20 protein-coding genes, 1 tRNA gene and 1 pseudogene are annotated in these 25,236 nt (G+C 56.7%); 12 read left to right on the top strand and 10 right to left on the bottom strand.

Annotated features, from left to right (window positions below; all coding sequences use genetic code 11):
* Positions 1-312: 312 nt before the first annotated feature.
* Together SPE70_RS04855 and SPE70_RS04850 are read right to left on the bottom strand one after the other, a co-directional pair.
* A complete protein-coding gene (locus SPE70_RS04855) occupies positions 313-978 on the bottom strand; it encodes an HAD family hydrolase (RefSeq protein ID WP_012542740.1) in 666 nt (221 codons plus the stop codon).
* A 98-nt stretch (positions 979-1,076) separates the two neighbouring features.
* Positions 1,077-1,943, bottom strand: a pseudogene (locus SPE70_RS04850) (DMT family transporter); the annotation flags it as partial.
* Between the two features lie 411 nt (positions 1,944-2,354).
* On the opposite strand from SPE70_RS04850, the gene SPE70_RS04845 reads away from it, so the two are divergent.
* Positions 2,355-2,921, top strand: coding sequence for an NlpC/P60 family protein (locus tag SPE70_RS04845; protein WP_004222859.1), 567 nt, complete (start codon positions 2,355-2,357; stop codon positions 2,919-2,921).
* A 44-nt stretch (positions 2,922-2,965) separates the two neighbouring features.
* Here SPE70_RS04845 and phoE read toward each other — a convergent pair whose 3' ends face one another.
* Positions 2,966-4,018 (bottom strand): phosphoporin PhoE, encoded by a 1,053-nt coding sequence (gene phoE / locus SPE70_RS04840; RefSeq protein WP_008805307.1) that lies wholly within the window; start codon positions 4,016-4,018, stop codon positions 2,966-2,968.
* Between the two features lie 289 nt (positions 4,019-4,307).
* On the opposite strand from phoE, the gene proB reads away from it, so the two are divergent.
* The 3 genes from proB (at position 4,308) to SPE70_RS04825 (ending at position 6,864) form a co-directional block, all read left to right on the top strand.
* Positions 4,308-5,411 (top strand): glutamate 5-kinase, encoded by a 1,104-nt coding sequence (proB, locus tag SPE70_RS04835; protein ID WP_008805306.1) that lies wholly within the window; start codon positions 4,308-4,310, stop codon positions 5,409-5,411.
* Positions 5,412-5,421: 10 nt separating this feature from the next.
* Positions 5,422-6,675: a glutamate-5-semialdehyde dehydrogenase gene (gene proA, locus SPE70_RS04830; RefSeq protein WP_008805305.1), complete on the top strand. Its 1,254-nt coding sequence runs from the start codon at positions 5,422-5,424 to the stop codon at positions 6,673-6,675.
* Between the two features lie 113 nt (positions 6,676-6,788).
* Positions 6,789-6,864: transfer RNA gene (locus SPE70_RS04825), tRNA-Thr, on the top strand.
* Between the two features lie 716 nt (positions 6,865-7,580).
* On the opposite strand, the gene SPE70_RS04820 is transcribed toward SPE70_RS04825, so the two are convergent.
* The 5 genes from SPE70_RS04820 to SPE70_RS04800 are packed head-to-tail and all read right to left on the bottom strand — an operon-like array spanning position 7,581 to position 11,935.
* A complete protein-coding gene (locus tag SPE70_RS04820; RefSeq protein WP_040973082.1) occupies positions 7,581-8,324 on the bottom strand; it encodes an ABC transporter permease in 744 nt (247 codons plus the stop codon).
* Positions 8,321-9,511, bottom strand: a complete 1,191-nt coding sequence (locus SPE70_RS04815; RefSeq protein WP_008805295.1) for an ABC transporter substrate-binding protein — start codon at positions 9,509-9,511, stop codon at positions 8,321-8,323. Before SPE70_RS04815 ends, SPE70_RS04820 begins: the two co-directional genes overlap by 4 nt.
* Positions 9,495-10,295 (bottom strand): ABC transporter ATP-binding protein, encoded by an 801-nt coding sequence (locus tag SPE70_RS04810; protein WP_008805294.1) that lies wholly within the window; start codon positions 10,293-10,295, stop codon positions 9,495-9,497. The genes SPE70_RS04815 and SPE70_RS04810 overlap by 17 nt, the downstream gene beginning before the upstream one ends.
* Positions 10,292-11,350 carry an acyl-CoA dehydrogenase family protein gene (locus SPE70_RS04805; RefSeq protein ID WP_008805293.1) on the bottom strand — a complete coding sequence of 353 codons (1,059 nt, stop codon included), beginning with the start codon at positions 11,348-11,350 and terminating at the stop codon, positions 10,292-10,294. Before SPE70_RS04805 ends, SPE70_RS04810 begins: the two co-directional genes overlap by 4 nt.
* A 33-nt stretch (positions 11,351-11,383) precedes the next feature.
* Positions 11,384-11,935: a carboxymuconolactone decarboxylase family protein gene (locus SPE70_RS04800; protein WP_008805292.1), complete on the bottom strand. Its 552-nt coding sequence runs from the start codon at positions 11,933-11,935 to the stop codon at positions 11,384-11,386.
* 109 nt (positions 11,936-12,044) lie between these two features.
* Between SPE70_RS04800 and SPE70_RS04795 the strand changes: the two genes are divergently transcribed.
* From SPE70_RS04795 to SPE70_RS04780, 4 genes are all read left to right on the top strand, one after another.
* Complete coding sequence (locus SPE70_RS04795) at positions 12,045-12,998, top strand: AraC family transcriptional regulator (RefSeq protein WP_008805291.1); 954 nt, start codon at positions 12,045-12,047, stop codon at positions 12,996-12,998.
* A gap of 217 nt (positions 12,999-13,215) precedes the next feature.
* On the top strand, positions 13,216-13,563 hold the full coding sequence (locus SPE70_RS26380; RefSeq protein WP_008805290.1) for an AraC family transcriptional regulator: 348 nt from the start codon (positions 13,216-13,218) through the stop codon (positions 13,561-13,563).
* Positions 13,564-13,851: 288 nt separating this feature from the next.
* Positions 13,852-15,546 carry an assimilatory sulfite reductase (NADPH) hemoprotein subunit gene (gene cysI / locus SPE70_RS04785; RefSeq protein ID WP_008805289.1) on the top strand — a complete coding sequence of 565 codons (1,695 nt, stop codon included), beginning with the start codon at positions 13,852-13,854 and terminating at the stop codon, positions 15,544-15,546.
* Position 15,547: 1 nt separating this feature from the next.
* A complete protein-coding gene (locus tag SPE70_RS04780) occupies positions 15,548-16,264 on the top strand; it encodes a glutamine amidotransferase (RefSeq protein WP_008805288.1) in 717 nt (238 codons plus the stop codon).
* Between the two features lie 170 nt (positions 16,265-16,434).
* Here the strand turns inward: SPE70_RS04780 and SPE70_RS04775 are convergent, their stop codons facing one another.
* Complete coding sequence (locus SPE70_RS04775) at positions 16,435-19,200, bottom strand: LuxR C-terminal-related transcriptional regulator (RefSeq protein WP_064170502.1); 2,766 nt, start codon at positions 19,198-19,200, stop codon at positions 16,435-16,437.
* Between the two features lie 252 nt (positions 19,201-19,452).
* Between SPE70_RS04775 and SPE70_RS04770 the strand changes: the two genes are divergently transcribed.
* Genes SPE70_RS04770 through lpdA form a run of 4 tightly spaced genes read left to right on the top strand, consistent with a single transcriptional unit; the run spans position 19,453 to position 24,369 of the window.
* The gene (locus tag SPE70_RS04770; RefSeq protein WP_002889884.1) at positions 19,453-20,412 is read left to right on the top strand and encodes a thiamine pyrophosphate-dependent dehydrogenase E1 component subunit alpha; all 960 of its coding nucleotides are present in this window, start codon (positions 19,453-19,455) and stop codon (positions 20,410-20,412) included.
* 11 nt (positions 20,413-20,423) lie between these two features.
* Positions 20,424-21,443 (top strand): alpha-ketoacid dehydrogenase subunit beta, encoded by a 1,020-nt coding sequence (locus SPE70_RS04765; RefSeq protein ID WP_002889881.1) that lies wholly within the window; start codon positions 20,424-20,426, stop codon positions 21,441-21,443.
* Positions 21,444-21,446: 3 nt separating this feature from the next.
* Positions 21,447-22,982 carry a 2-oxo acid dehydrogenase subunit E2 gene (locus tag SPE70_RS04760; protein ID WP_040973072.1) on the top strand — a complete coding sequence of 512 codons (1,536 nt, stop codon included), beginning with the start codon at positions 21,447-21,449 and terminating at the stop codon, positions 22,980-22,982.
* Entirely contained in the window at positions 22,972-24,369 is a 1,398-nt protein-coding gene (gene lpdA / locus SPE70_RS04755) for a dihydrolipoyl dehydrogenase (protein ID WP_039102881.1), read from the top strand. The genes SPE70_RS04760 and lpdA overlap by 11 nt, the downstream gene beginning before the upstream one ends.
* 341 nt (positions 24,370-24,710) lie before the next feature.
* On the opposite strand, the gene SPE70_RS04750 is transcribed toward lpdA, so the two are convergent.
* A complete protein-coding gene (locus tag SPE70_RS04750) occupies positions 24,711-25,175 on the bottom strand; it encodes an HNH endonuclease (protein ID WP_040973070.1) in 465 nt (154 codons plus the stop codon).
* Positions 25,176-25,236 lie beyond the last annotated feature (61 nt).

The raw sequence follows: 25,236 nt of genomic DNA, 5'->3' as shown, positions 1-25,236 counted from the left end.
TCGGCCCGACCCGAAGCCTGCAGGGATAAGTCGAAGGCACCACGCAGTGGCGATGTTGCTGGCCGGAGCCCGGGGGTACAGGGGGCGGCGGCGACTGGCCGCCCCCTGTGCGCTCCCTGCGCCATGAGTGACATAGTGCAGAAAAAATATTGGGAGCGCTATCTGTCCGGAAATAACATAGAAGTTGTAGCCCTGCCAGGCGCAGTATGCACAGGGAAATTTACGCTTGTACCGTTATTCCGCCGGGTGGCGGCTGCGCCTTACCCGGCCAGGGGTTCGTGCGCCCTGCCGTTAATTTATTCACCGTTGTTGCTATTCCAGCCGCCAGCTCAGCACCGGCCAGCCATATCCGGCACCCGCCGCCTGCAGCTGCGGACAGGGATTGACCAGCCGCACGCGATCCGCATGCAGGCACAGCGGCAGATCGTTAATGGAATCGGTATAGAAAGTCACCTCGCCGTCATACTGCGGATGCGCCTCGCGCCACTGCGCCAGACGCGCCACCTTCCCCTGCTGATAGCTAGGGATCCCGGCAATGACCCCGCTGTAGCCGCCGTCGACCATCTCCACGTCAATGCCCAGCGCCTGATCAATCTCCAGCGCGGCGGCCACCGCCTGCACCAGCAGGCTAACCGAGGCGGAGATAATCAGCATCTGCTCCCCCTCGGCCCGCAGACGACGAATGAGCTCCCACGCCTGCGGATAGACCCGGGGCAGGATCGCCTCGCGCACGCAGCGGGCCACCAGCGCATCAACGTCCGACTTCGGTATTCCGGCCAGCGGCGCCTGGATCAGGGCCACATAATCGGCGATATTCATCTCTCCCCGGTCATAATCCGCCATTAGCCGCGCCTCGCGGGCAAGATACCCCTTCTGCGTTGCCAGCCCTTCGCGAACCATAAACTGGCTCCAGACCGTACTGCTATCGCCCTGTATCAGGGTGTTATCGAGATCAAAAATCGTCAGCGTGTTGCCCATGGTACTTTCCCTTACTGGTCAAAATAAGCTGCCGGGAGCATGCGTAAAAAAGATGACAGGAAAATGAACCGGACGCCAAAGCGCCCGGCTCGCCATAAGCCGGCGCGGACCTTCGCGGTGCGGAACACCAGCACGATCCCACCGATGATCGCCACCATACCGACCATCGCCGCCGCCGGCAGCCGGTTGCCCAGCAGCAGATAATCCAGTAGCGCCGTGATCACTGGCACCAGATAAAAGAGGCTGGTGACATTGACAATATTTCCCGCGCTCAGCAGACGATACAGCAGCAGCTGGGCGACCACCGAAATCAGCAGCCCGAGAAACAGCACCGGAATAATCAACCCGGCGTTAACAGTAAACTGGAAGCCGCTGACCGGGGCAATCAGCAGGCACAGCCCCAGACTGACGGCGTACTGCAGCGGCAGGACATCCGCCGGCGCCTGACGGCTGCGCTTTTGCCACAGCGCGCCAAAGGTCATCAGCAGCAGAGCCGCCAGCGCAAACAGGATCCCCACCATCGCCATCGGCGAGGCCGCCAGGCTGCGCCACACCAGCAGCACCAGCCCCGCCAGGGCAATCAGCAGCCCTGACAGCCGCCGCCCCTGCAGGCGACGCTCCACCACGCAAAGCGTAAGGATGGGCTGGATCCCCATGATGGTGGCGATAAGTCCCGGCGTCACACCGTTAGCCATCGCCTCGAAGTAACAGACCGAATAGCCGCCAATCAGCATCAGGCCGGTGGCCGCTGTCTGCAGGCGGGTGCCCGGCGCGGGTAGCCAGCGCCGACGGACGATGGCCAGCGGCGCCAGCGCGACCAGGGCAATCAGAAAACGAAAGACCAGCAGCGCCATCGGCGAAGCGTTGTCCAGTCCCCAGCGGGTGAAGATGGCCGCGCTGCCCCACAGCAGCACAAAAATGGCCGTTGTCGCCTGCGAGGCGAGCAGAGAATAGCGAACGTGCATAGCATGCTCCAGAACGTCAAACACAAGGTATCAAGCGTCATACCGGCAGGTAAGCGCCTGCTAAAGACGGCGTTAAGCGTCGAAAACAACCCGGTCTGGAGGGGGAGGCGGTGGGCAGAGCGTGGTGAAGCAATGATGAAGCGCAGACGTCATCCACCCCGCGTCGAAAGCGGCGCCGGGCAAAGTCTCACCAGAGATGGCGTAATGCGTCATGGAATGCCTCGTGAAATGTTTAATCAGAATCCTGGCACAGGCCGTTCGGAAGTGACAACTGCCTTTTATGGGTGATCTCTCGACTGGTTGTTTATTTTTAATCGTAAATAAACGTAAAGGCGGCCTCGGCTTATTCAGCCGTTCTTTTTAATCGGCTATAAAACAAAGCAGTCTGCTTGCTACTTCGAAAATAACGATATGAAGCCAAAACTGACGCATGCTCTCTTTTTAATTCCTTTTTTGTTGTTGGCAGGATGCTCCTCCTCACCGAAACAGGCAAAGAACACAAAATCTCATGCGGATATGACCATTGACGGCGGATCGGACGATCTGATCCCGGTGGTGGCGGCCCTGCATGATCAGATGCACACCTGGCAGGGAACCCCCTATGAATGGGGCGGTACTGAACAAAGCGGCGTCGACTGCTCGGGTTTCGTCTGGCGCACGTTGAAGGATCGCTTTAACCTGCCGATGGAGCGGATCACCACCCGCGAGCTGTTGCACATGGGCGTGCGGGTCAATAAACGCGATTTACGTCCCGGCGATCTGGTTTTCTTCCGCACCCGGGCCGGGATGCACGTTGGCTTTTACGATACCGATCATAATTTCCTTCACGCCTCGAGCAGCCAGGGCGTGATGCGCTCTTCGCTGGACAACCCTTACTGGGAATCGGCGTTCTATCAGGCGCGTCGTCTGCCGAAGGAGTATAACGCGCAGATCACCATGAACAGCGACACCCTGCATCTGGCGAAGAATCGCCGCTAAAAAAAAGCCGCAGCCAGGGCTGCGGCGGGTGGTTCTGCGGTCAATCAGAACTGGTAGGTCATACCCAGCGCGACGATGTCGTCATCGTTGATGCCGAGTTTGTTATCGCTTTTCAGCTGGTTGATTTTGTAATCCACGAAGGCGTTCATGTTTTTGTTGAAGTAGTAGGTCAGGCCCACGTCAATGTAGTTAACCAGATCTTCGCTACCCACCCCTTCGATATCCTTCCCTTTCGACAGCACATAGCCGAGGGACGGACGCAGACCGAAGTCGAACTGATACTGCGCCACCGCTTCAAAGTTCTGCGCTTTGTTGGCAAAACCGCCGCTGATCGGGGTCATTTTGCGGGTCTCAGAATACATGGTCGCCAGGTAGATATTGTTGGCGTCATATTTCAGGCCGGTCGCCCAGGCTTCCGCTTTCGAACCCTGGCCGCGGGCCAGCAGGTTCTGATCGTTGGTACGGTCGGAGCTGGTGTAGGCCGCGCTGACGGCGAAGTCGCTGCCGCCGAAATCATAGCTTAATGAGGTGCCAACGCCGTCGCCGTTCTGTTTCTTCGCTTCACGGCCTTCGTTTTTACCCTGGTACTGCAGGGTCATATCCAGACCATCCACCAGACCGAAGAAATCGGTATTGCGGTAGGTCGCCAGGCCGCTGGCGCGTTTGGTCATAAAGTTATCGGTCTGGGCAGAGGAATCGCCGCCGAATTCCGGGAACATATCGGTCCAGGCTTCCACGTCGTACAGGGCGCCAAGGTTACGACCGTAATCGAAGGAGCCGTAGTTCTTCAGCTTCACCCCGGCGAATGCCAGACGGGTTTTCTGGCTCGAGTCGCTCTCGGTTTTGTTGCCCGAGAATTCAGATTCCCAACGGCCATAGCCGGTCAGGTCGTCGTTAATCTGCGTTTCGCCTTTAATACCGAAACGCACGTAAGTCTGATCGCCATCTTTGCTGTCATAATCGCTGAAGTAGTGCATGGCTTTGATCTTGCCGTACACATCCAGTTTGTTCGCGTTCTTGTTATAAACTTCCGCTGCCTGCGTCGCTGTTGAAGCCACAAAGCCCATCATCATTAATGCCAGAGTACTCTTTTTCATTATTCAGTCCTGGTGATTTATTTATACGCGCTATTCAATTGCGGGCGCTCGCCCATCAAAAACAGGAGGTTTTTTAACGCCGGGAGATTAAATATTTATGACAAGGTGGAACTTTTTATAAAAAAGAGTATTTAAATGTATCTGACATATTTTTGTCACATCCCCTCTCCAGAATGCCCGATCCCGCGCAATAAAATGGCGCGCCCGCCGCCCCGGGTGTTGGCAAGCGGGCCGACTCCTGCTACAACATCAGCTCGATATCGATATTCCTTTTGAACGGCAGAGAATCATGAGTGAAAGCCAGACGCTGGTGGTAAAACTGGGCACCAGTGTTTTAACAGGCGGGTCCCGCCGCCTGAACCGCGCCCATATCGTTGAGCTCGTGCGCCAGTGCGCACAGCTGCACGCCATGGGACACCGTATTGTCATCGTGACCTCCGGGGCCATTGCCGCCGGGCGCGAGCACCTTGGTTACCCGGAACTGCCCGCCACCATCGCCTCCAAGCAGCTGCTGGCGGCGGTGGGACAAAGCCGTCTGATCCAGCTGTGGGAACAGCTGTTTTCTATCTATGGCATTCACGTTGGCCAGATGCTGCTGACCCGCGCCGACATGGAAGACAGAGAACGGTTCCTCAACGCCCGCGACACTCTGCGCGCGCTGCTGGATAACAGCATCGTCCCGGTCATTAACGAAAACGACGCCGTCGCCACCGCGGAAATCAAAGTGGGCGATAACGACAATCTCTCCGCACTGGCCGCGATCCTCGCCGGGGCGGATAAGCTGCTGCTGTTAACCGACCAGCCAGGCCTGTTCACCGCCGACCCGCGTAGCAACCCGCAGGCGGAGCTGATTAAAGACGTCTACGGCATCGACGACGCGCTGCGCGCCATCGCCGGCGACAGCGTCTCCGGACTCGGCACCGGCGGCATGGGCACCAAGCTGCAGGCCGCGGATGTCGCCTGCCGCGCGGGGATTGATACCATTATCGCCGCTGGCAACCGCCCGGACGTCATCGGCCATGCGATGGAAGGCCTGCCGGTAGGCACCTGCTTCCACGCTCAGGAGTCTCCGCTGGAGAACCGTAAGCGCTGGATCTTCGGCGCCCCGCCGGCCGGTGAACTGACCGTCGATGCGGGCGCGACTCAGGCGATCCTCGAAAGAGGCAGCTCGCTGTTGCCAAAAGGCATCAAAATCGTCAGCGGCAACTTCTCCCGCGGCGAAGTGATCCGCATCCGTAATAGCGAAGGACGCGATATCGCTCACGGCGTCAGCCGCTACAACAGCGATGCGCTGCGCCTTATCGCCGGCCAGCACTCGCAGCAAATCGATGCCATTCTGGGCTATGAATACGGCCCGGTGGCCGTCCACCGCGATGATATGATCATCCGTTAAGGAGCTGAAAATGCTGGAACAAATGGGCATTGCCGCCAAAGCGGCCTCCTGGCAGCTGGCGTTACTCTCCAGCCGGGAAAAGAACCAGGTACTGGAAAAGATCGCCGATTATCTGGAAGCGCAGACCGACGATATTCTGCGCGCCAACGCGGAAGATTTAGCCGAAGCTCGCGCCAATGGCCTGAGTGAAGCGATGCTTGATCGCCTCGCGCTGACCCCGGCGCGTCTGAGCGGCATCGCCAACGATGTGCGCCAGGTGTGCAATCTGGCCGATCCGGTCGGCCAGGTGATCGACGGCGGGCTGCTGGACAGCGGTCTGCGTATTGAACGTCGCCGCGTCCCGCTGGGGGTGATTGGCGTGATTTATGAAGCGCGACCCAACGTGACGGTCGACGTCGCCTCCCTGTGTCTGAAAACCGGCAACGCAGCGATCCTGCGCGGCGGGAAAGAGACCTGGCGCACCAACGCCGCCACGGTGAAGGTGATCCAGCAGGCGCTGCAGGAGTGCGGTCTGCCGGCCGCCGCGGTACAGGCCATTGAGAGCCCGGATCGCGCGCTGGTGGGCGAAATGCTGAAGATGGATAAATACATCGATATGCTGATCCCCCGCGGCGGCGCTGGCCTGCACAAGCTGTGCCGCGAGCAGTCAACGATCCCGGTGATCACCGGCGGGATTGGCGTGTGCCATATCTTCGTTGATGAAACCGCCGAGATCGCCCCTGCGCTGAAGATCATCGTCAACGCCAAGACCCAGCGGCCGAGCACCTGCAATACCGTGGAAACGCTGCTGGTACACCGCAACATCGCCGACACCTTCCTGCCGGCGTTGAGCAAGCAGATGGCCGAGAGCGGCGTCACCCTGCACGCCGCCCCTTCCGCCCTGCCCGCGCTGCAAAACGGCCCTGCGAAGGTCGAGCCGGTGAAAGCGGAGCAGTATGACGACGAGTATCTGTCGCTGGATCTGAACGTCAAAGTGGTGGCCGATATGGATGAGGCTATCGCCCATATTCGGGAACATGGCACCCAGCACTCCGACGCCATCCTGACCCGCACCTTGCGTAACGCCAACCGCTTTATCAATGAAGTGGACTCTTCCGCCGTCTACGTGAACGCCTCCACGCGCTTCACCGACGGCGGCCAGTTCGGCCTTGGCGCGGAAGTGGCTGTCAGCACCCAGAAGCTACACGCCCGCGGCCCGATGGGGCTGGAAGCGTTAACCACCTATAAGTGGATTGGTTTCGGCGACGATACCATTCGTGCGTAAATGAGAACGGGCGATGCAAAAATAGGCAGTTGATTCCACTGGCTATTGACGCATCGCCCGCTAAGTTCTAACCTTTTGCCTCGTGATTCACGCTCGTGAACACCTCTTGCAGGGCCGATATAGCTCAGTTGGTAGAGCAGCGCATTCGTAATGCGAAGGTCGTAGGTTCGACTCCTATTATCGGCACCATTTCAATCAAAAAGTTACATAAGCCACTGTCTTTAAAAACCTGTTTGGGGTTACGCCTGGGTTACTTTTTCCCCCGCAACCAACGCACTTAAGCTCACTGTTCTTATCGCTGAACCAGGGCATCAAAACTGCCATACACTGTTCTGGATAGAGACCCCCACGATGCGATGTTTAAAAGACTGTAGCTTCGATATGAAGTGTCTTATGGCATGCATACGCTTTTATATATCCAGCCTGAAAAAATATTTTTTATAAAATATCAATAAATTAATAGCATTTCATTTCTTAAAAAAACGTTAAACATGTTTAGAATTGTTAAGGTTAAAATCGAGTTTTTATCACAGGAACGCTCTCTCTTGTATCTAACAGAAGAGTTAGGGTTTCGAAGAGGTTTATTGCCTGATCAGGTTTCAGAGGGACCGCCAGAAAGCCGGTCCTGTAAGAGAGTCATTTCAGCTCCAGCGCTGTTATAACATGGTAATAGCCTCCTGTGTTTAGAGCGCCGTTGCTTACACAAAGCGGATAGTTCGGGGTCAGTCCAGCAGGCTTGCCGGGCTATATCTGTGGGAAGGTACAGCCTCGAGTTCAGATGCGTACGCCGCAAGGTGGCTGGGCTGACCCAATCCATGCAAGCACCGTCCCTGATTTCCATGCCGATGGGCTGGTACGCTACGGCATGCCGAGAACATTCGCCCTCGGCAGAGGGTTAAGGGCGATCAGGCGCTAACCGTATGGATAAAATACCTGGCCAGCCAGTCCATCAAAAAGCCGATCGCGCCAATAGTCACAATCACCGCCATCAGGGCGGAATAATCCAGCCGGTCGCGAGCATCAAGAATGGCATAGCCCAGCCCTGAGCTGACCCCCAACATTTCACAAGGCACCAGCACAATCCACAGGATGCCGATGGCCAGCCGGACGCCGGTGAGAATATGGGCACGAACACCGGGCAGAATAATATGCCAAAGCGTTTCCCGGCGCGTCGCGCTCAACGAACGGGCCAGCAGCAGCCAGCCGGGCGGTAGTTGCCTGACGCCGCTGGCGGTATTGAGCAGCACCGGCCACACGGCGGCAAAGCTAAGCAAGAACCAGATCGGCCGATCGCCGATCCCCAGCAGCATCACGGCGACGGGCATCCACGAGAGCGGCGAGATCATACGCAAAAACTGCAGAGCCGGCATCGCCAGGAGTTCGCTTGCCGCCGAGCAGCCCATCAGCAAGCCGCACGGGATACCGACGATCAGCGCCAGCCCCAAGCCAACCGCCACCCTCGACAAGCTGATGGCAATATTGCGCACCAGCTCCCCCTGGGCAAGCATCTCCTGAAGGCTACGCAAGGCGTTTTCCGGCGCGAATAGCCCGGCCATTCCGCCGGCAAAGTGAGTGATTGCCCCCCAGATCAGCAGCAGCAGCGCCAGACCGGGCAGCGCCCAGCCAATACGGATTAAAATCGGTTTCATGGCGCGATCGTTTCCTCACGGTCAAACGCGCCGTCGGGAAGACCAAACGCGGTCATACCGCCGGCGCGGACGATACTTTGACGCACGAAATCCGACGCTACCAGATCGGCGGCGACCTGCTGCCCGTTGAGTCGGGCGAGAAAATCGCTATTGCCCTCCATCACCGTCTGCTTTAGCTGGTCGGTGAGCGATGCGAAATAGCTGGCGTACGGCCATGGCTGGAAATCAATCCGCTGCTGGTGCCACGCATCGTGGCGGATAGCGCCGTCCTTGTGCCAGCTAGCCTGCATCGCTGGCGTCGGCAGCAGCACCTGGCGAAGCACGTCGGCGTCGTGTGGGGTATAGCGATGTTCGTCGCTGTGCGACAGCAACTGGGCCGTTTCCGCCCGGTGCTGGCGGATCCACTGCTGGGCGTTAACCAGCGCGTCAGTCACGCTCTGGCTCCATGCCGGGCGCATGCTGAGATCGCTTTCGTGCATCATGACCACGCAGCAGGCGTGGTTTTGCCAGACATCGCCGGTAAAGCGCAGGATCCGCCCGACATGGCGTGTTTCGGCTAGCGCGTTAAAGGGCTCAGCGACGATAAAACCCTGAATTTGCCCGGCCGCCAGCGCGGGCACCATATCCGCGGGTGAAAGTACCAGCAGGCGAACCTGTTTTTTCCCCGGCGCGCTGGTGACTGTCTGCAGCCCGGCGCTGCGCAATATTTGCTGCAGCACCACGTTGTGTATTGAGTACCAGAAAGGTACGGCGACGGTTTTCCCCTCCAGCTCTTCGACGCGGCTAATTTGCGGCGCTACGGTCAGCGCCGAACCGTTGGTATGGTTCCAGGCCACCACTTTGGCCGGCAGCTTCGCCTGGTAGCGCGCCCAAATCGTTACCGGCGAAAGCATATGAATCACGTTCACCCGGCCGCCGATAAATGCCTCTGTCAGTTGCGACCAGCTGCGGAACATCACCGGACGCTCGGCTTTCACCCCGGCCTTGTCGAACAGGCCCAGCCCGTGCGCCACCAGCAGCGGCGCCGCGTCGACGATCGGCAGATAGCCGACTCTGACCGGCGCGTCCGGTTCAGCGGCGGCGCGCGCCTGCTGTTGCATTACCAGCGGTAGTGCGGCTCCAGCGCTCAGCAGCGCGCTCAATTTCAGAAAGTCGCGGCGCGACATCGCATCACACATCAGGCACATAGCGTTTCTCCGCATCGGTATCCGCGCGCACATCACGCAGTTTCTTCAATATGTCCAGCCGCAGGGCAGCGAGCGCCTCCAGCGCATTATCGCGCGGATGCGGGATCTGTGGGCGCCATTCGCCCATCAGGCGGCCCGGAGCGCCGCCCAGCAAAATAACCCGGTCCGCCACCAGCAGCGCCTCATCAATATCATGGGTAATCAGCAGCGCCGACATCCGGTGTTGATTCAGCACGGCGATCAGCAGCCGCTGCATATCATGGCGGGTGACTTCATCCAGCGCGCTAAACGGCTCATCAAGCAGCATCACTTTCGGCCGCCGCGCCAGACATCGGGCTAGCGCCACGCGCTGTGCCATCCCGCCGGAAAGCTGGGTCGGTAGCTTGCTGAGATGGGTAATCAGACCGACCGACGCAATCGCCTGCCGCACGCGTTCCTGACGTTCGTGCGCCTCAAGCCGCGGCTGATGGCGGAAATCGAGGCCAAAAGCGACATTCTGTTCCAGAGTGCGCCAGGGCAGCAGCGTGGGGTCCTGGAAAGCCACCGAAAGGTGGGGATGCGGGCCGTCCAGCGGCTGGCCGAGGTAGTTCACCTCTCCAGCCAGCGGCTTTTCCAGCCCGGCGAGGATCCGCAGCAGGCTCGACTTCCCGACGCCGCTGGCTCCCACTACGGCGACAATTTCATTTTCCGCCAGCGAAAAGTTGAAATCCTGCAGCAGGCGGGTCGTTGCCTGCCCGCGGTGATACCCCACCTCAAGGTGGCTGGCATGCAGTAACACGCTCATGCCGGCAGCCTTGCCAGCTGCTGTTTCAGCTGCACAACACTGGGGGTGACCAGCGGAAGGAAAGCACATTCGCGCCAGCGGCGCGCGGTCCGATCGCCCTGCGGCGATAGATAGGCCCGCCCTCCCGCGAGCATGAGTTCCAGCTGTATGCCGTTTATCGCCAGTTCGACCAGCCCGATACGTAGCCGGAACAGTTCACCGGGCTGCTGTACAAAGCGCTGGCTTTCCACACCGGCGTAAAGGTCGCTGCGGATCTGGCGATAGCGCTGTGCCAGCGTCTGCCATTCCCCGCGCAGCACATGGCCGTCGCTTAATCGGTCGCGGCACTCGTCAAGAATACATTCGGCCAGCCCTAGCGCCATGCCGCACTGCAAACCGAGAAAACGCGGGCGCACCGCGGGCAAAAACGTCCGGGCGGCAGAATGGATCACCCCGTCTTTTTCCAGCGCGACATCGTCAAAGTGCAATGCCGCCGTGGCGCTGCCCTGCATCGCCATCAGCGCAAGATCGGCAGAGCGCGACACGCCGGCAAGGCCGGATCCGATGCTGGCGATGAACGGTTCACCGCCGCCAACAGGCTGAACAACCGTCACCGCCTGGAAACCGCGGGTTTGTAAATTGGTAACCCAGTGAAGCTGCCCGGAGAGCCGCCAGCCCCCCTTCCCGTCAGCTACGCCGCCGATCTGCAGCTCTTCGAGCCCGGAGAGGAATTTCATCGCGTTGGATAAACCCGTCGCCCCCGCCAGCTGGCCGGCCAGCAGATCGGGCAATATGCGATCGCATAACGCGCTCTGTGGCGCCTGCGTCAGGATGTCGATATAGGTACGGTGTCCCCAAAACATAAACGCCGCCGTCAGCGAATGGCGGGCTACCGCGCTAATGGCATCAATCGCATCCAGCAGCGTACCGCCGCTGCCCCCGAGCGCCGGCGCGATCCCGATACGAAACAGGTTCGCTTGCGCCAGCTTTAGCAATAACGCGTGGCTAAGTTCACTGGAACGGTCGAGTTCCGCCGCCCGGTCGTCAAGCCACTCGCGTAAGGAATGATGTAGCATGCGTACTCTCCTTCAGCAGAGAACGGGCCAGATTTAGTCGGACCAAGCCCACGGACTTAGCTCGGTATTGAGCGGCGTTTGCGCCAGGCTATTGGCGAAGTTGCACAGCGTGGCCAAGCTGACGCCGAGGATCACATCCAGCGCCTGGCGCTCGCCGTAACCCGCCGCGCGAAACCCCTGCCATGCCGCCTCGCTAACCGCGCCGCGCGTGGCGATGACTTCGCGTGCGAAGCTGGCAATGGCTTCAAGATGCGGGTCTGGCAGCGGCTGCCGCTTGCGTAGCGCCTGTAAATCGGCCGGAGGCATGATCTTTTTCTTTTCGACCGTTGCGCTGTGTCCCGCCACGCAAAAACCGCAACCATGGACAGTTGCAGCAATTAATTGCACCGTTTCTCGTTCCGCTGCGGATAGACTGTTATTATTATTTATAGCGCCAACTGTTATATATGTTTGCAGCGCCTGCGGCGAATTAGACAGCGCCAGTAATAAGTTGGGAATAAATCCTGAAGAACGCCGGGCGTTTTCCAGATAAGTTTTTGATTCCTCTGGAGCAGTTGCCAGGGTCTGCAAGGTAATTCTTGTCATAATTAGCCTCCTGTTAAATTACAATCAGTATGTTTTTATTGAACATGGGGAGCAATACTGATAAAAAGTTGATTATTGTTCATTCGTCCTTTATTTATTCTTTTTTACTATGCTAAATAGCGAATGGTTATTAGATAATCTGAGCATTGAGAACTCCGTTTTCCATGTGGGCAAGTATTGCGGCTCGTGGAAAGGCGGCACTTCGGGCAGTGGAAAGGCCAGCTATCACCTGGTGATGGAGGGGCACTGCTGGCTGCATTGCGCCCAGCATTCCAGCGCGTTACGTCTTGAAAAAGGCGACATGGTTTTTATTTTACAGGATTGTCCATTCGTTCTTTCCTCCCATGAAAATGCGCAAAGCGCCTACCGCGCGCCGGTGCAGGAAATGCAGCCGCTGACTTACAAAGATGAGACCAGCACCGCATTAGCCTGCGGTTTTATTACCTTTAAAACCACCATTAGCCAGATGCTGTTGAGCTTTTTGCCGCAGGTTATCGTATTTAAAGCACAGGACGACCGGTCCGGCTCCATCGGCAAACTGGTGGCGGTGATTAATCGGGAAGCGACACAGACGGCGCTACGCAGTGAAAAGCTTATCGCTTCGCTGACGGAATTACTCTTTTTTATGGTGATCCGCCACTATTTATCCAGCCATACGGTGAAGACGCCGTTGGATAATATTCCGCTGACAACAGAATTCCTCAATCTGATGGCGGAGATTGTCTTGTTTCCGGCACGCCCCTGGACGGTGGAAGCCATGGCGCGCGCATCGGGCCTGTCGCGCTCGTGGTTTATTCAGCGCTTTAACCAGGTTTCGCCGCTGTCACCTGCAGAAATTGTGCGCCATATTCGCATTGCACTGGCCTGCCAGCACATCGCCGGCGGTGTAAGCCTGACGCAGAGCGCGGAACGAGTCGGCTATCTATCCCAGGCTGCGTTTAATCGCGCATTTCAACGCATCACAGGGGTCACCCCCGGCCGCTACAGTCAGCAGTGCCGGGACAACGCCGCCGCTCAGCAATTTCACGGCCGGAATTATCTGCAGATAAACGAAATCGTTTAACTCGCCCCTGCTGCAGCATGGTTGATTGCGATCGGCCATGCTTCAGGCCATACTCTGCTGTGCGAGCGGAAATGACGCCGACAAAACGCCTGCGCTAAAATCTCGATCATCACGGACTCGTAATACTGTTATCCATAAAAACCACAACATTGTATATTTCGTTTTGTTTTAAATTACCTACAATAAAAAAGATATAGTAAAAAAAGAAGTAGTATCTATGCAACACCATGTTCAACTCTCCGACAGCATAATATCCAACAGCCAGACATTGGTTAATTCCGCCATACAATATATTTATCAAAATATAAAGAATAACATTTCAGTTTATGATATCTCTGAATATCTGCAAGTTTCCCGGCAATATGTGCATCGCATTTTCAAAAAACAAACCGGAATGACCGTCAACACCTTTATCAGCCATAAAAAAATCGAATATGCGATGATGGATATCATCCTCGGTATTGAGGATGCCGACTCGGCCTACCTTAAATATAATTTCAAAAGTAAACATGCGTTTATCAATCAGATTCAGCATCTATATCCATACCACTCCTGCCTTACATAGCCTGCCGGCAGTCGCAGCACATAAAAAATAAATCGCTGCGCGCTGCCCCCCAATATCACTGCCTCCCTGATACCATCTATCGGCGATGCGCTCAACCATTAGCAAAATAATCGCTAACGAATAGCGGAAAAATAACTCAGAACGAATAATAATTAATTAGAATCAGTGGTTATAACAACTGTTATATCGATTAACAAACAAACTGTTCATGTTGGTGAAGGATCCGCTGTGATGTAATTCACTGGTATTTTCGGGTGAATTAACCCGCACTCTGTTGAGAACACTATAATGAGCAATGATGAATTTTCGGATAATGAACGATTGAAACAGCAGAGCCAGCTTCTGCGCGGCACGATTAAAGAAGATCTGCATAACGAATTAACCGGCGGATTTCTCGGCGATAACTTTCAGCTGATCCGCTTCCACGGTATGTACCAGCAGGACGATCGCGATATTCGCCAGGAAAGAGCGGCGCAAATGCTGGAACCGCTGCATACGGTGATGCTGCGGGTGCGTTTACCCGGCGGGATCATCAGCCCGCAGCAGTGGCTGGGGATTGACGAGTTTGCGTCGCAGCATACGCTTTACGGCAGCATCCGCATCACCAACCGCCAGGCACTGCAGCTACACGGCGTGCTAAAACGCAATATCAAGCCGGTTCATCGGCTATTGCATCAGCTGGGTCTCGATTCGCGGGCGACGGCGGGCGACGTCAACCGTAACGTGCTGTGTACTTCAAATCCGGTGGAGTCAAGGCTTCATCATCAGGCTTACGAGTGGGCTAAAAAGATATCGGAGCATCTGTTGCCGAAAACAAACGCCTATGCCGAAGTCTGGCTGGACGGTGAAAAGATCGCACAGCCGGAAGAAGAACCCATTCTGGGCAACAACTATCTGCCGCGCAAATTTAAAACCGCGGTGGTCATTCCGCCGCAAAACGACGTCGATTTACACGCCAACGATCTTAACTTTATCGCTATCGGCGACAATGGGCAGTTGACGGGCTTCAACGTGCTTGTAGGCGGCGGCCTCGCGATGACCCACGGCGATCAGAGTACCTATCCGCGCCTGGCGACGGAGCTGGGGTATATTCCTTTGAACGCTACGCTGGCGGTTGCCACCGCCGTTGTCGCCACCCAAAGAGACCTGGGAAACCGCGCAAATCGACGCAACGCTAAAACAAAATATACTATCGATCGACTCGGCATTGAGGTGTTTAAAGCGGAAGTCGAGCTGCGGGCAGGCTTGGCATTCCAACCGCTGCGCCCTTACGCTTTCAGCAGTCGCGGCGATCGTATCGGCTGGGTCGAAGGGATCGACGGTAAGCACCATCTCACCCTGTTTATCCCCAGCGGCAGGTTGATTGATAAGCCCGGCAAGCCGCTCAAATCGGGCCTGGCCGCCATCGCCGCCGTCCACACGGGCGATTTTCGCTTAACCCCCAATCAAAATATCATTATCGCCGGCGTCAGCGAGCGCAACCGAGCACAGATTGACGCACTGGCGCAGCGCTATTCCCTGATTGATGACACGGTATCGCCGCAGCGAAAAAGCGCGATGGCCTGCGTCTCCTATCCCACCTGTCCGCTGGCGATGGCCGAGGCCGAACGCGTGCTGCCGGACATCGTCGATCGCCTTGACGCTATCTTAATACGTAACGGGATTGCCGATCGGGACGTGATATTTCGCGTCACCGGCTGCCCTAACGGCTGTGGCCGGGCGATGCTGGCCGAAATCGGCCTCGTCGGCCGTGCCGTGGGCCGCTATGACATATACCTCGGCGGCAACCGCGAGGGAACGCGTATTCCTCGCCTCTATAAAGAGAACCAGCCGCTTGAGGAGATTATCCGCGACCTTGACGCGTTACTGAGCGCCTGGGCGCAGGCGGATAACCCGGATGAGGCGTTCGGCGACTTTGCGATACAGACGGGGATTATTCGCCCGGTACTGAACTCCAGCATCGACTTTTATCTGCAGGATTAAGATGGCCAGGCCGTTGGCGATTATTCAAATGGGCGATCCGCCGGCGGTCATCCGCCAGGAGGCAGGCGAGCAAAGCCGATGGTTCGTTCAGGTGCTCGCCTTAAACCGCGGGGAGTACCGGGTTTTTCGCCCGGATCGCCATGAGCTCCTGCCCGCTATCGACACAATCTGCGGCGCTATCATCAGCGGCTCCTGGGCGATGGTCACCGACCGGTTGGCGTGGAGCGAGGAGACCGCGCAATGGATACGCCTCGCCCACGCCCTGAACCTGCCATTGCTTGGCGTCGGCTATGGCCACCAGCTGATTGCCCACGCGCTGGGAGGGCTGGTTGCGGATAACCCGCAGGGGAGTGAACACGGGCTTCAGCTGATCCAGATCGCCGAAAACAGCACTGCCCCGCTGCTAACGACATGTCCCGGTCGCTTCGCGGCCTGGCTTTCTCACCGGCAAACCGTGCTACGGCCGCCGGAAGGTGCCAGCGTACTGGCTTTTTCCACCCGGGACGTCTGCCAGATTCTGCGCTATAGCGACACGGCGTATTCGGTGCAGTTCCACCCGGAATTTACCTGGGATATTATGGCCGCCTGCCTCAAACAGTGCGGCGAAGGGTTGGAAATGGCCGAGATGTCCGGCGAACCAGCCTGGCCACAAGAACTGCTCAGGCGCTTCTATTATCTCTGGTGCAAGGATAATGCCCCCCGCTTATGCCAGTCATAAGCATGAGAAAACGGTTTAATTGATCTCCTCCCGGAAAACAGTACCACTCTACATCAAGATAAAAGCCTCTCTGGGTTTACACCAGGGTTGCTTTCCCCTTGCGTCGCCCCCTTAAACTCAACGCACTTATCGCTGAGCAAGGACATCAAAACTGCCCCCTGTTCAAACCGTTAATCTAGTAATTTCATCTCCAGCGCCCGGCTCATCGCTTGAGTGCGACTATTCACTTTGAGCTTCGCGTAGATATTTTTGATGTGCCATTTGACCGTTTCAGCAGAAATAACGAGGGTGCGAGCAATTTCTTTATTCATCTGACCTTCAGCGATCAGTTGTAATACCTGCAACTCTCGCTCGCTGAGTTCCCCATGAATATCGGGGCTTCCACTATTAAACGGTGTTCCATCTGCAGGCGCGCACTTGCCGGCCCAGGGTTCATGGACTATCCCTTCCTCTGTACAAGCCGAAGAGGTTTCATTCATACCGGCAAGCAAAGGTTGCAAGGTATCGCCAGCCTCAAGAAAGAGGCCCTTGAGATGCTGTTGTTCAGCCAGCTGCACGACTGGCTGAAATGTCGTGCGCGCTGCCGCAGTTTTGCCGCTGTTCCACAAGGCTAATGACCAGAGCGTACGCAGACGCGCTGCGGTTAACCTGTCCCCCCGGCTTTCCTGATCAGGGACCATGTCAGCCAGGAGAATACAGGCTTGCGGCGCCTGGCCTGTGGCGAGAAGAAGGCGACAGTGGCTAAGGGATGCATACAGAACGATAGCGCGTTGACAGGGATGTTCGGCATCCATTCGGAAGCTGGCGGCCATTTGTTCGAGTTGTCGCTGCAGTTGCTCTGCGCCTGTGACATTGCCGCGCTGCAGCCGCACCCTCACCTGCTCGGCTAACATCATGGCCTGGAGCCGTTGCCAGCCGCGAGACACGGCAAGACGCTGCGCATGCTCCAGCAATCGCTCGGCCTCATACGGCATATCGCCATCCAGGGCCTGACGCGCGAGATAGGTATAGCAACGACGCAGCGCATCGGGTGGACTGAATCGGTCGATGAATTCGAGCCGGTCGGCTAACAGATGATCGGGCGAGTCGCCACTCTGACATTCATAGGCTATCTCCGCCAGCAGCGGCGCCAGCGTCGCGCCACTGGTCGACTGGGTACCGGTATAACATTCAGCCTGGCGCAACGTTTTCTCTGCGTACCACCCGGCTTTCCCCAGATCGCCCTGACAAAGATGGCACTGGGCAATGATAAAAGCGCGATAAACCGAGACAAACAGATTATCTAAAGGACTTTCCGGAGAGGGCATATGCTGTTGAACCTCCAGCGCATCGTGATAGCGCTGGTTAACAACATGGCAATAGCTGAGAATATTGCATATCAGACCATCAACCCAGGTGTCGCCGCAGGGCACTTCGGCCAGCAACGGCTGAACAATAGCCAGACTCTCCGGGATGTTTTCCGCAAAGGCTTCGCAAATTGCCCGCACAACGCGCAATTTACACCAGGTGCTGCGAGTTAAATCCTCACGATGATGAAGTACCATCTGATCGAGGTTATCAAGCAGCTGCCTCGACTCATCAAAGTGGAAATAATGCGCCAGTGCCCAGGCCAGATTAATTTGCAGGTCAATGCGCGAAGGATCGGTGCTGGGCGGTAAATGATGCATCCATGAGATCAGGGTATCGATATCCCCTTCTTCCGCCAGTGACTGAGCGCTTGCGCCGTCCTGTACGGGGCTATGCACCGGCTTGCCTGCGCTGAGCGCATGGCGTACCGCCTCAGACCACAGCTTCTGTTCGACGAACCAATGACTGGCTAATTCATGTAGCTGTTTGCGATCAATATCGTTGTTCTGCTGCAGCATGGTCCGAAGATTTTCCTGCAACAGAGGATGGTAGCGGAACCAGTAGCCTTGTTCGTCAAGGGCTGACAAAAAAAGGTTGTGTCGCTCAATCCATGCCAGCATCGCTTTACTATCATCACGTCCAGTCACTGCATTGCATAATTCGGCATTTAACCGACTGAGGAAGGACGTTTTCACCAGAAAATCAAGAACCTCTTCCGGCAGCGGATCCAGTACCACCTCTTTCAGATAGCGGGCAATAGACCGTGTTCCTCCATGCATATTGCGCAACAGATGCTCGGGATCATGCTGTAATTCTGCGGACAATGAAGCGATCTTCATCCCTGCAATCCAGCCCTCAGTCACGGACTGTAGCCGCTGTGCATGGTGGTTGCTGAGGGGTAGCGCAACCGTGCGGCTAAAATAGTGTTTTGTTTCTTCGAGCGTGAATTGCAGGTCTCGATCATAGATTTCCACCAGTTGGTCCTGGGCCTGCAGCTGGCTCAGCGCAAGATTCGGGTGGAAACGGCTGCCAATGATCAGATGCAAGGCGGCAGGCGCATGCTTGATTAAATACCCCACGGCTTCATAGACCCCACGATCGTTAATCACGTGGAAGTCGTCGATGATCAGGTATACGTCATGCGGGCAATAGTGTAGCTGGTTAATGAGCCCGGCCAGCAGTTGCTCGGAGCTGGAGAGCTTCTGTTCTTCCATGTCACGCCAGAAATCGGCGTCCCAGTCAGCATAGAGTGGACGCAATGCTTGCAGCAGATAAGGAATAAACTGCCATACGTCATCATCATCCTCATCGAGGCTCAGCCAGGCGATACGTTCACCCTGGGCGACCATCTGCTGATGCCATTGCGCCAACAACGTGGTTTTGCCAAATCCAGCGCCGGCGCAGACGACGCCCAGCCGGCACTGCTGAACGGGACTGAGAAGCTGAAGAAGCCGGGGGCGCTCCAGCAATTGTATCGAGGAGCGAGGCGGGACGAATTTGGTCAGGATTAACGGCAAGCCTCGCGTCAGCCGCAATGGCCCGGAGACCAGTGAGGGTGATTGGCGACCTTCTAAATCCAATGGCTTCATCCGTGGTGTCTACTCGTTTTGTTTTTTTCAATTGTACGCCAGCCACCGGGATGACATGGGGCAGGCAAACTTTATGGCTACACAAAATTTAGAAAGTTTGACCTCAAGCATGAAAACCCCCACCTACCCCCCCATGAAGGTGGCTTCGCACTCTCTCTAACCGCTCGTAGATTCATTGCATGGGTGTGGCCAGGGTTATTCGCCCTGTCTGTTGGCCCCGCCTGGGTGACCTTTATTGAGGAGAATTAAACGATGCTCAGCAAACAGGCGTTATTGCAGGCTTACCGCAAGATGCGGGAGATCAGGACCTTTGAAGAGCGGTTGCATCAGGAAAATACCAGCGGTGATATTCCGGGCTTCATTCACCTTTATACCGGTGAGGAGGCCATCGCGGTGGGGGTCTGCGAAAATTTAACGAGCGCAGATTTCATTGGTTCAACACACCGTGGACATGGCCACTGTATTGCTAAAGGTTGTGACATTCACGGCATGATGGCCGAAATATTCGGTAAGGACAGCGGGTTATGTCGCGGTAAGGGTGGCTCGATGCACATTGCCGATCTGTCGAAAGGAATGCTGGGGGCGAACGCTATCGTTGGGGGGGCCCCTCCACTGGCCATCGGCGCCGCGCTAACGGCAAAAACGCTAAAAACCGGCAACGTCGGTGTCTCTTTTACGGGCGATGGGGGTTCTAATCAGGGCCTGGTCTTTGAAGCCATCAATATGGCCGTCGTGCTCCAGCTTCCAGCCGTCTTTATTTTCGAGAACAACGGTTACGGCGAAGGGACCGGCCATGACTACGCCGTGGGTGGGCGTGATATCGCCCGGCGCGCCGCTGGCTTCGGCCTGCCGGCAGTGACCGTCGATGGCACCGATTTCTTTGCCGTTTATGAGGCAACCTCAGAGGCGGTCAAGCGTGCGCGAGAAGGCGGTGGCCCAAGCGTCATTGAGGCCAAAGCCTTCCGCTGGCATGGTCATTTTGAGGGCGATCCCGCGCTATACCGCGCGGAAGGTGAAGTGCAACGCCTGCGTGAACAACATGATCCGCTGAAGATTTTCACCGCTAAGGTCAAGCAGCATATCACCCAGGAAGAACTGGCGGCGATTGACGAGGAAGTAGAAGCCCTGGTCAACGATGCCGTATTGAAGGCCCGCGCCGCTGCCTACCCGGCTCCGGAAGACCTGCTGACAGACGTGTACGTCTCATACTGAGGGTGATAACCATGACAATAAAAACCTATCGTGAAGCGGTCAAGGAAGCCCTGGCTCAGGAAATGGAACGCGATGAACGCGTAGTGCTCATCGGTGAAGACTTGCGTGGCGGTCATGGCGGAAATGCGCCCGAAGAGGCGAAGATTGAAGCCTTTGGCGGTGTACTGGGTGTCACTAAAGGGCTGTGGACGCAGTTCGGCTCCGATCGGGTGATCGACACGCCCATTACCGAGTCGGCCATTATCGGTATGGCGGCCGGCGCCGCAGCAACGGGGCTGCGGCCAGTCGCGGAATTGATGTTCATGGATTTTTTTGGTGTGAGTCACGATGCACTGTATAACCAGGCGGCTAAGTTCCGCTACATGTTTGGTGGCAAAGCCAGAGCTCCGCTGGTAATGCGAGGGATGATCGGCGCAGGGTTTTCCGCCGCGGCCCAGCATTCACAGTCACCCTATAATATCTTTGCCACCACGCCTGGACTGAAAGTGGTGGTGCCCTCGACGCCTTATGACGTCAAGGGTCTGTTAATCCAGTCCATTCGCGACGACGACCCGGTGGTATTCTGCGAGCATAAAATGCTGTACGACCTCAAGGGCGAGGTACCGGACGAGATCTATACCATCCCGCTAGGTGTAGCCAACTACACGCGCGAAGGAGAGGATGTCACCATCATTGCGTTGTCGGCAATGGTACATAAAGCAAACCAGGTGGCGGACAAACTGGCCAGAGAGGGGATCTCGGTCGAGGTGGTCGACCCGCGAACCATTTCGCCGCTGGATGAGGAAGGTATTCTGGAATCGGTGGCTTCCACGGGGCGGGTAGTGATAGTCGACGAATCTGCTGCACGCTTCGGTTTTGCTCATGATGTCGCGGCGCTGATTGCGTCTCAGGCATTCCATTTCCTCAAAGCGCCCGTTCTGCTGGTGACGCCGCCACACACGCCGGTCCCGTTCTCCCCTGCTCTCGAAAAACTCTGGATCCCTGGCGTTGAACGTATCGAAGCCGCCGTCCGTCAAGTGCTGGAGGATTAACCTATGAGCGAAATCAAGACGCTTGAAATGCCAAAGTGGGGGCTTTCCATGGAGGAAGGCTTGCTCGCTCGATGGGCAATCCAGGAGGGTGACGATTTCACCAGAGGACAGGAAATCTGTGAGATTGAAACCAGTAAAATCGTCAATGTGCTGGAGGCACCTTTTGCCGGTACATTACGCCGGATAATCGCCCGGGAGGGTGAGACGCTTCAGGTTGGCGCCGTGCTGGCTCTGGTGGCTGACGCTTCGGTCAGCGATGCTGAACTGGACGAATTCGCTGCCAGTCTGGCTACAGTGAAACCCGCAGCCCCTGGCCCGGAGGCTGCCGCGCCGGACGTAGCGGCACAGGCAGGCGGTAAGCCACCTTCCGTTGTTTCGCCGCCATCCAACAGTCCGGAGCCCCCTATTGGGCAGACCGTCATCCCCGTCAGTCTGCAAGGCGTGACTGATGTGACTCAGGTTAATGCCACGCCCCATGCGTTACGACTGTCTGCCCGCTGGGGTGTCGACCTGAAAAAGGTCCGCGGCAGCGGACGCGGGGATCGTATCTCTGTTTCTGATCTGGAAAGCGCGATCGTTGCCGCCGGCGGTCGCCTGGCCTCTCCGACGCCACCCGTTCGTCGCAGCAAAGCGCCCCGCTCGCATGCCGATGATAGCCAGGTATCGGCCACCCCGCTGGCGCGCCGCCTGGCCGGCAAGCTGGGTATCAACTTGCATGACTGCCGAAGCAGCGGTTCACGCGGTCGGGTGAGTCGCGATGATGTGCTGGCTGCGTCGTTGTTGCTCGACGGGCCCCCGCAGACCAGCCCTGTGCAGGAGAGTGCCCCGACACCCTTTGAGAGCATCCCCATGTCCGGTATGCGGCGGGCTATCGCTTCTCGCTTGCAAACCTCTAAGCAACAGTCTCCCCATTTCCGTTTGAGTGTCGATATCGATCTGGAACGACTGTTAGCGTTTCGTCAGGAAATTAACCGCGAAGTACCCGGTGTCAAGATTTCGGTTAACGACCTGCTGGTGAAAGCTTGTGCCCTGGCGCTGGTGGCCGTGCCAGACGTCAACATCCAGTTTGATGAAGCGACACAAAGTATCCGCCGCTTTGTGGATGCCGACATTTCAGTGGCCGTTGCGCTGCCTGACGGGCTAATTACCCCCATTGTTCGCTCGGCGAACCGGAAATCGATCAGCGACATATCGGCCGAAATTCACGCCCTGGTGACCAGGGCCAAAGCGGGCACGCTGAAGCCGGAAGAGTTCCAGGGGGGGACCTTTAGCGTGTCAAATCTGGGGATGCTCGGCATCCGGCAGTTTGACGCCATCATCAATCCACCGCAAAGCGCAATCCTCGCCATTGGCACCGGCGAGATGCGGGCGGTAGTACGCGACGGGCAAATCGTCGCGCGCCACCAAGTGACGGTATCGCTATCCTGCGATCACCGGGTCATCGATGGGGCGGCAGGTGCAGCTTTTCTCCAGGAACTCAAGCGACTGACTGAAACCCCAACCCTGATGTTTATCCAGGAGACGAGCTATGCACGATAATTACGATGTGCTGATCATCGGCGGGGGTCCTGGGGGGTATGTGGCCGCCATCCGTGCCGGCCAGCTAGGTCTTCGTACCGCCTTAGTGGAAAAACAACATCTGGGCGGCATCTGCCTGAACTGGGGATGCATTCCAACCAAGGCGCTGTTGCATGGCGCTGAGGTCGCGCACAGTATCACCCATGCCAGTCAGCTGGGCATCAGCGTGGGTGAGGTGAATGTCGATCTGCAAAAACTGGTGCAGTTTAGCCGTGCCGTTTCGCAACAGCTCACCGGCGGGGTTGAGTACCTGTTGAAGAAAAATGGCGTGAGGGTGATTGATGGCACCGCGCGGCTGCGCGGTAAGGGACAAATAACGGTAGCGGATGCCCGGGGGGAAGCGCACGATTACCGGGCCGATCACGTGATCCTGGCCACGGGCGCCCGACCACGCGCATTACCAGGCATAGAGCCAGATGGCGAATATATCTGGACCTATTACGAGGCACTACAGCCTAAGCGATTGCCCAGGTCGCTATTAATCATCGGTTCAGGCGCGATTGGCGTCGAGTTCGCCAGCCTTTATAACGATCTGGGCTGTAAAGTGACGCTGGTCGAGCTAGCGTCGCAGATTTTGCCCGTGGAAGATGCCGAAGTGTCAGCGGCGGTGCGTAAGTCATTCGAAAAGCGCGGGATTCAGGTCCATACCCAGACCCAGGTAACGCAAGTACAGCTCACCGATACCGGGGTGCGCTGTACAATGAAAAATACGAGCGCCGAATCTTTCCTGGAAGTCGAACGCGTGCTGCTGGCGGTTGGCGTACAGCCGAATATTGAAGATCTGGGGCTGGAAGCACTGGGCGTCGAGTTAGACCGCGGTTTTATCAAGACGGACGCGGCTTGTCGCACTAACGTATTTGGGCTTTATGCCATCGGCGATGTAGCCGGCCCGCCGTGTCTGGCGCACAAGGCCAGCCACGAAGGCGTGATCTGCATTGAGACACTGGCTGGTGTCGAAGGCACCCACCCGCTTGATCGCGACTATGTGCCCGGTTGCACTTATTCCCGGCCTCAGGTTGCCAGTCTGGGCCTGACGGAATCGACGGCCCTGGCCAGAGGACGACCCGTCAGGATCGGTAAGTTCTCTTATCAGAGCAATGGTAAGGCGCTGGCCAGCGGCGAGACGGAGGGTTTTGTGAAGACTATTTTCGATGCTGAAACCGGCGAGTTGCTGGGCGCGCATATGGTTGGCGCACAGGTCACGGAACAGATCCAGGGGTTTGGCATCGCCCGTCACCTGGAGGCCACAGATGAAAGTCTCCTGTCGATGATCTTTGCGCATCCGACACTTTCCGAAGCGATGCATGAGTCAATCCTCGCGGCCTGCGACCAACCGTTGCATCAATAAGAAATAAGGGAGGCGATAGCTGCGCGATACGGAGTAAGTTGCCCGTTATCCCTCCTGTATTTTCCTTGAACGTTCGATAAGGTAACAGCCCGTCGTTAGGTAAGTATCCCGCATCATTGATCTCCAGCCACTGGCAGTCATCTCACTTTATTGAAAATGAGCAGGACTAACGCAAGGCAAATGGCGCTACCGACAAATGCGGTGATGAAGGAATTCACCAATGAGCTGCTGTAACGAAATAAAAGCGTCATTGCGGATTCATTCCGTCAAGACTTGCTTATTTGTTCGTTACGAACATTTTAATACCAGGGGAATTGCACATAGCCGCTAACCTGTCCTTATTATTGCCACTCGACCTCATCTCTGTTGCCCTTACTGACGTTGCACTCGTTGCACATGATTTGCAGATTGGCAATATCGAGGGCTAAATGCGGGTAAAGAGAACGCGGTTTAATATGATCAACGTGCATCACCATTCCGTCATTGGCGCCGCGCCCGCATACGCAACATTTATTGCCGTAGCGCTGGAACGCCTGGTAACGTAAACGCCGCCACTCCCTTGAGCGGTAGAACGTATCAGCCTCTTTAGCTGCTTGCTGCCGCAGCGCCTGCTCACGCCGGTACTGCTCGAATAAAACGACATGCCCTTCAGCTTTAGGGTAATTTCCCCAGGCATCCGTCGCTGGCGTTGTGTCGGGCTTCTCCTGTACCTTCACCGAGTCTTGAGGATAGAGTTTGCTCGTAACCTTTTGTACCAGCTTGAAAAGTATCCATACGACTACGGCCAGAATAACTAACGTTTCCACTCCCTCGCCTTATTCTCGTTCAAAGATGATTGCTGCATTATTTTATACAAGCGCCATATTG

Source organism: Klebsiella sp. ZJOU C1 (assembly GCF_035620215.1).
GTDB classification, from domain to species: Bacteria; Pseudomonadota; Gammaproteobacteria; order Enterobacterales; family Enterobacteriaceae; genus Klebsiella; species Klebsiella variicola.
This window is presented reverse-complemented; position numbering and strand designations above follow the sequence as displayed.

Excerpts from the sequence above, each read along its gene's own strand:
- SPE70_RS04765 (WP_002889881.1), top strand. The coding sequence starts at position 20,424 with ATGACAATAAAAACCTATCGTGAAGCGGTCAAGGAAGCCCTGGCTCAG.
- lpdA (WP_039102881.1), top strand. The coding sequence starts at position 22,972 with ATGCACGATAATTACGATGTGCTGATCATCGGCGGGGGTCCTGGGGGG.
- phoE (WP_008805307.1), bottom strand. The coding sequence starts at position 4,018 with ATGAAAAAGAGTACTCTGGCATTAATGATGATGGGCTTTGTGGCTTCA.
- SPE70_RS04855 (WP_012542740.1), bottom strand. The coding sequence starts at position 978 with ATGGGCAACACGCTGACGATTTTTGATCTCGATAACACCCTGATACAG.
- SPE70_RS04820 (WP_040973082.1), bottom strand. The coding sequence starts at position 8,324 with ATGAAACCGATTTTAATCCGTATTGGCTGGGCGCTGCCCGGTCTGGCG.
- SPE70_RS04775 (WP_064170502.1), bottom strand. The coding sequence starts at position 19,200 with ATGAAGCCATTGGATTTAGAAGGTCGCCAATCACCCTCACTGGTCTCC.
- SPE70_RS04845 (WP_004222859.1), top strand. The coding sequence starts at position 2,355 with ATGAAGCCAAAACTGACGCATGCTCTCTTTTTAATTCCTTTTTTGTTG.
- SPE70_RS04810 (WP_008805294.1), bottom strand. The coding sequence starts at position 10,295 with ATGAGCGTGTTACTGCATGCCAGCCACCTTGAGGTGGGGTATCACCGC.
- SPE70_RS04795 (WP_008805291.1), top strand. The coding sequence starts at position 12,045 with ATGCTAAATAGCGAATGGTTATTAGATAATCTGAGCATTGAGAACTCC.
- SPE70_RS26380 (WP_008805290.1), top strand. The coding sequence starts at position 13,216 with ATGCAACACCATGTTCAACTCTCCGACAGCATAATATCCAACAGCCAG.
- SPE70_RS04805 (WP_008805293.1), bottom strand. The coding sequence starts at position 11,350 with ATGCTACATCATTCCTTACGCGAGTGGCTTGACGACCGGGCGGCGGAA.
- SPE70_RS04815 (WP_008805295.1), bottom strand. The coding sequence starts at position 9,511 with ATGTGCCTGATGTGTGATGCGATGTCGCGCCGCGACTTTCTGAAATTG.
- SPE70_RS04760 (WP_040973072.1), top strand. The coding sequence starts at position 21,447 with ATGAGCGAAATCAAGACGCTTGAAATGCCAAAGTGGGGGCTTTCCATG.
- cysI (WP_008805289.1), top strand. The coding sequence starts at position 13,852 with ATGAGCAATGATGAATTTTCGGATAATGAACGATTGAAACAGCAGAGC.
- proB (WP_008805306.1), top strand. The coding sequence starts at position 4,308 with ATGAGTGAAAGCCAGACGCTGGTGGTAAAACTGGGCACCAGTGTTTTA.
- SPE70_RS04800 (WP_008805292.1), bottom strand. The coding sequence starts at position 11,935 with ATGACAAGAATTACCTTGCAGACCCTGGCAACTGCTCCAGAGGAATCA.
- proA (WP_008805305.1), top strand. The coding sequence starts at position 5,422 with ATGCTGGAACAAATGGGCATTGCCGCCAAAGCGGCCTCCTGGCAGCTG.
- SPE70_RS04780 (WP_008805288.1), top strand. The coding sequence starts at position 15,548 with ATGGCCAGGCCGTTGGCGATTATTCAAATGGGCGATCCGCCGGCGGTC.
- SPE70_RS04770 (WP_002889884.1), top strand. The coding sequence starts at position 19,453 with ATGCTCAGCAAACAGGCGTTATTGCAGGCTTACCGCAAGATGCGGGAG.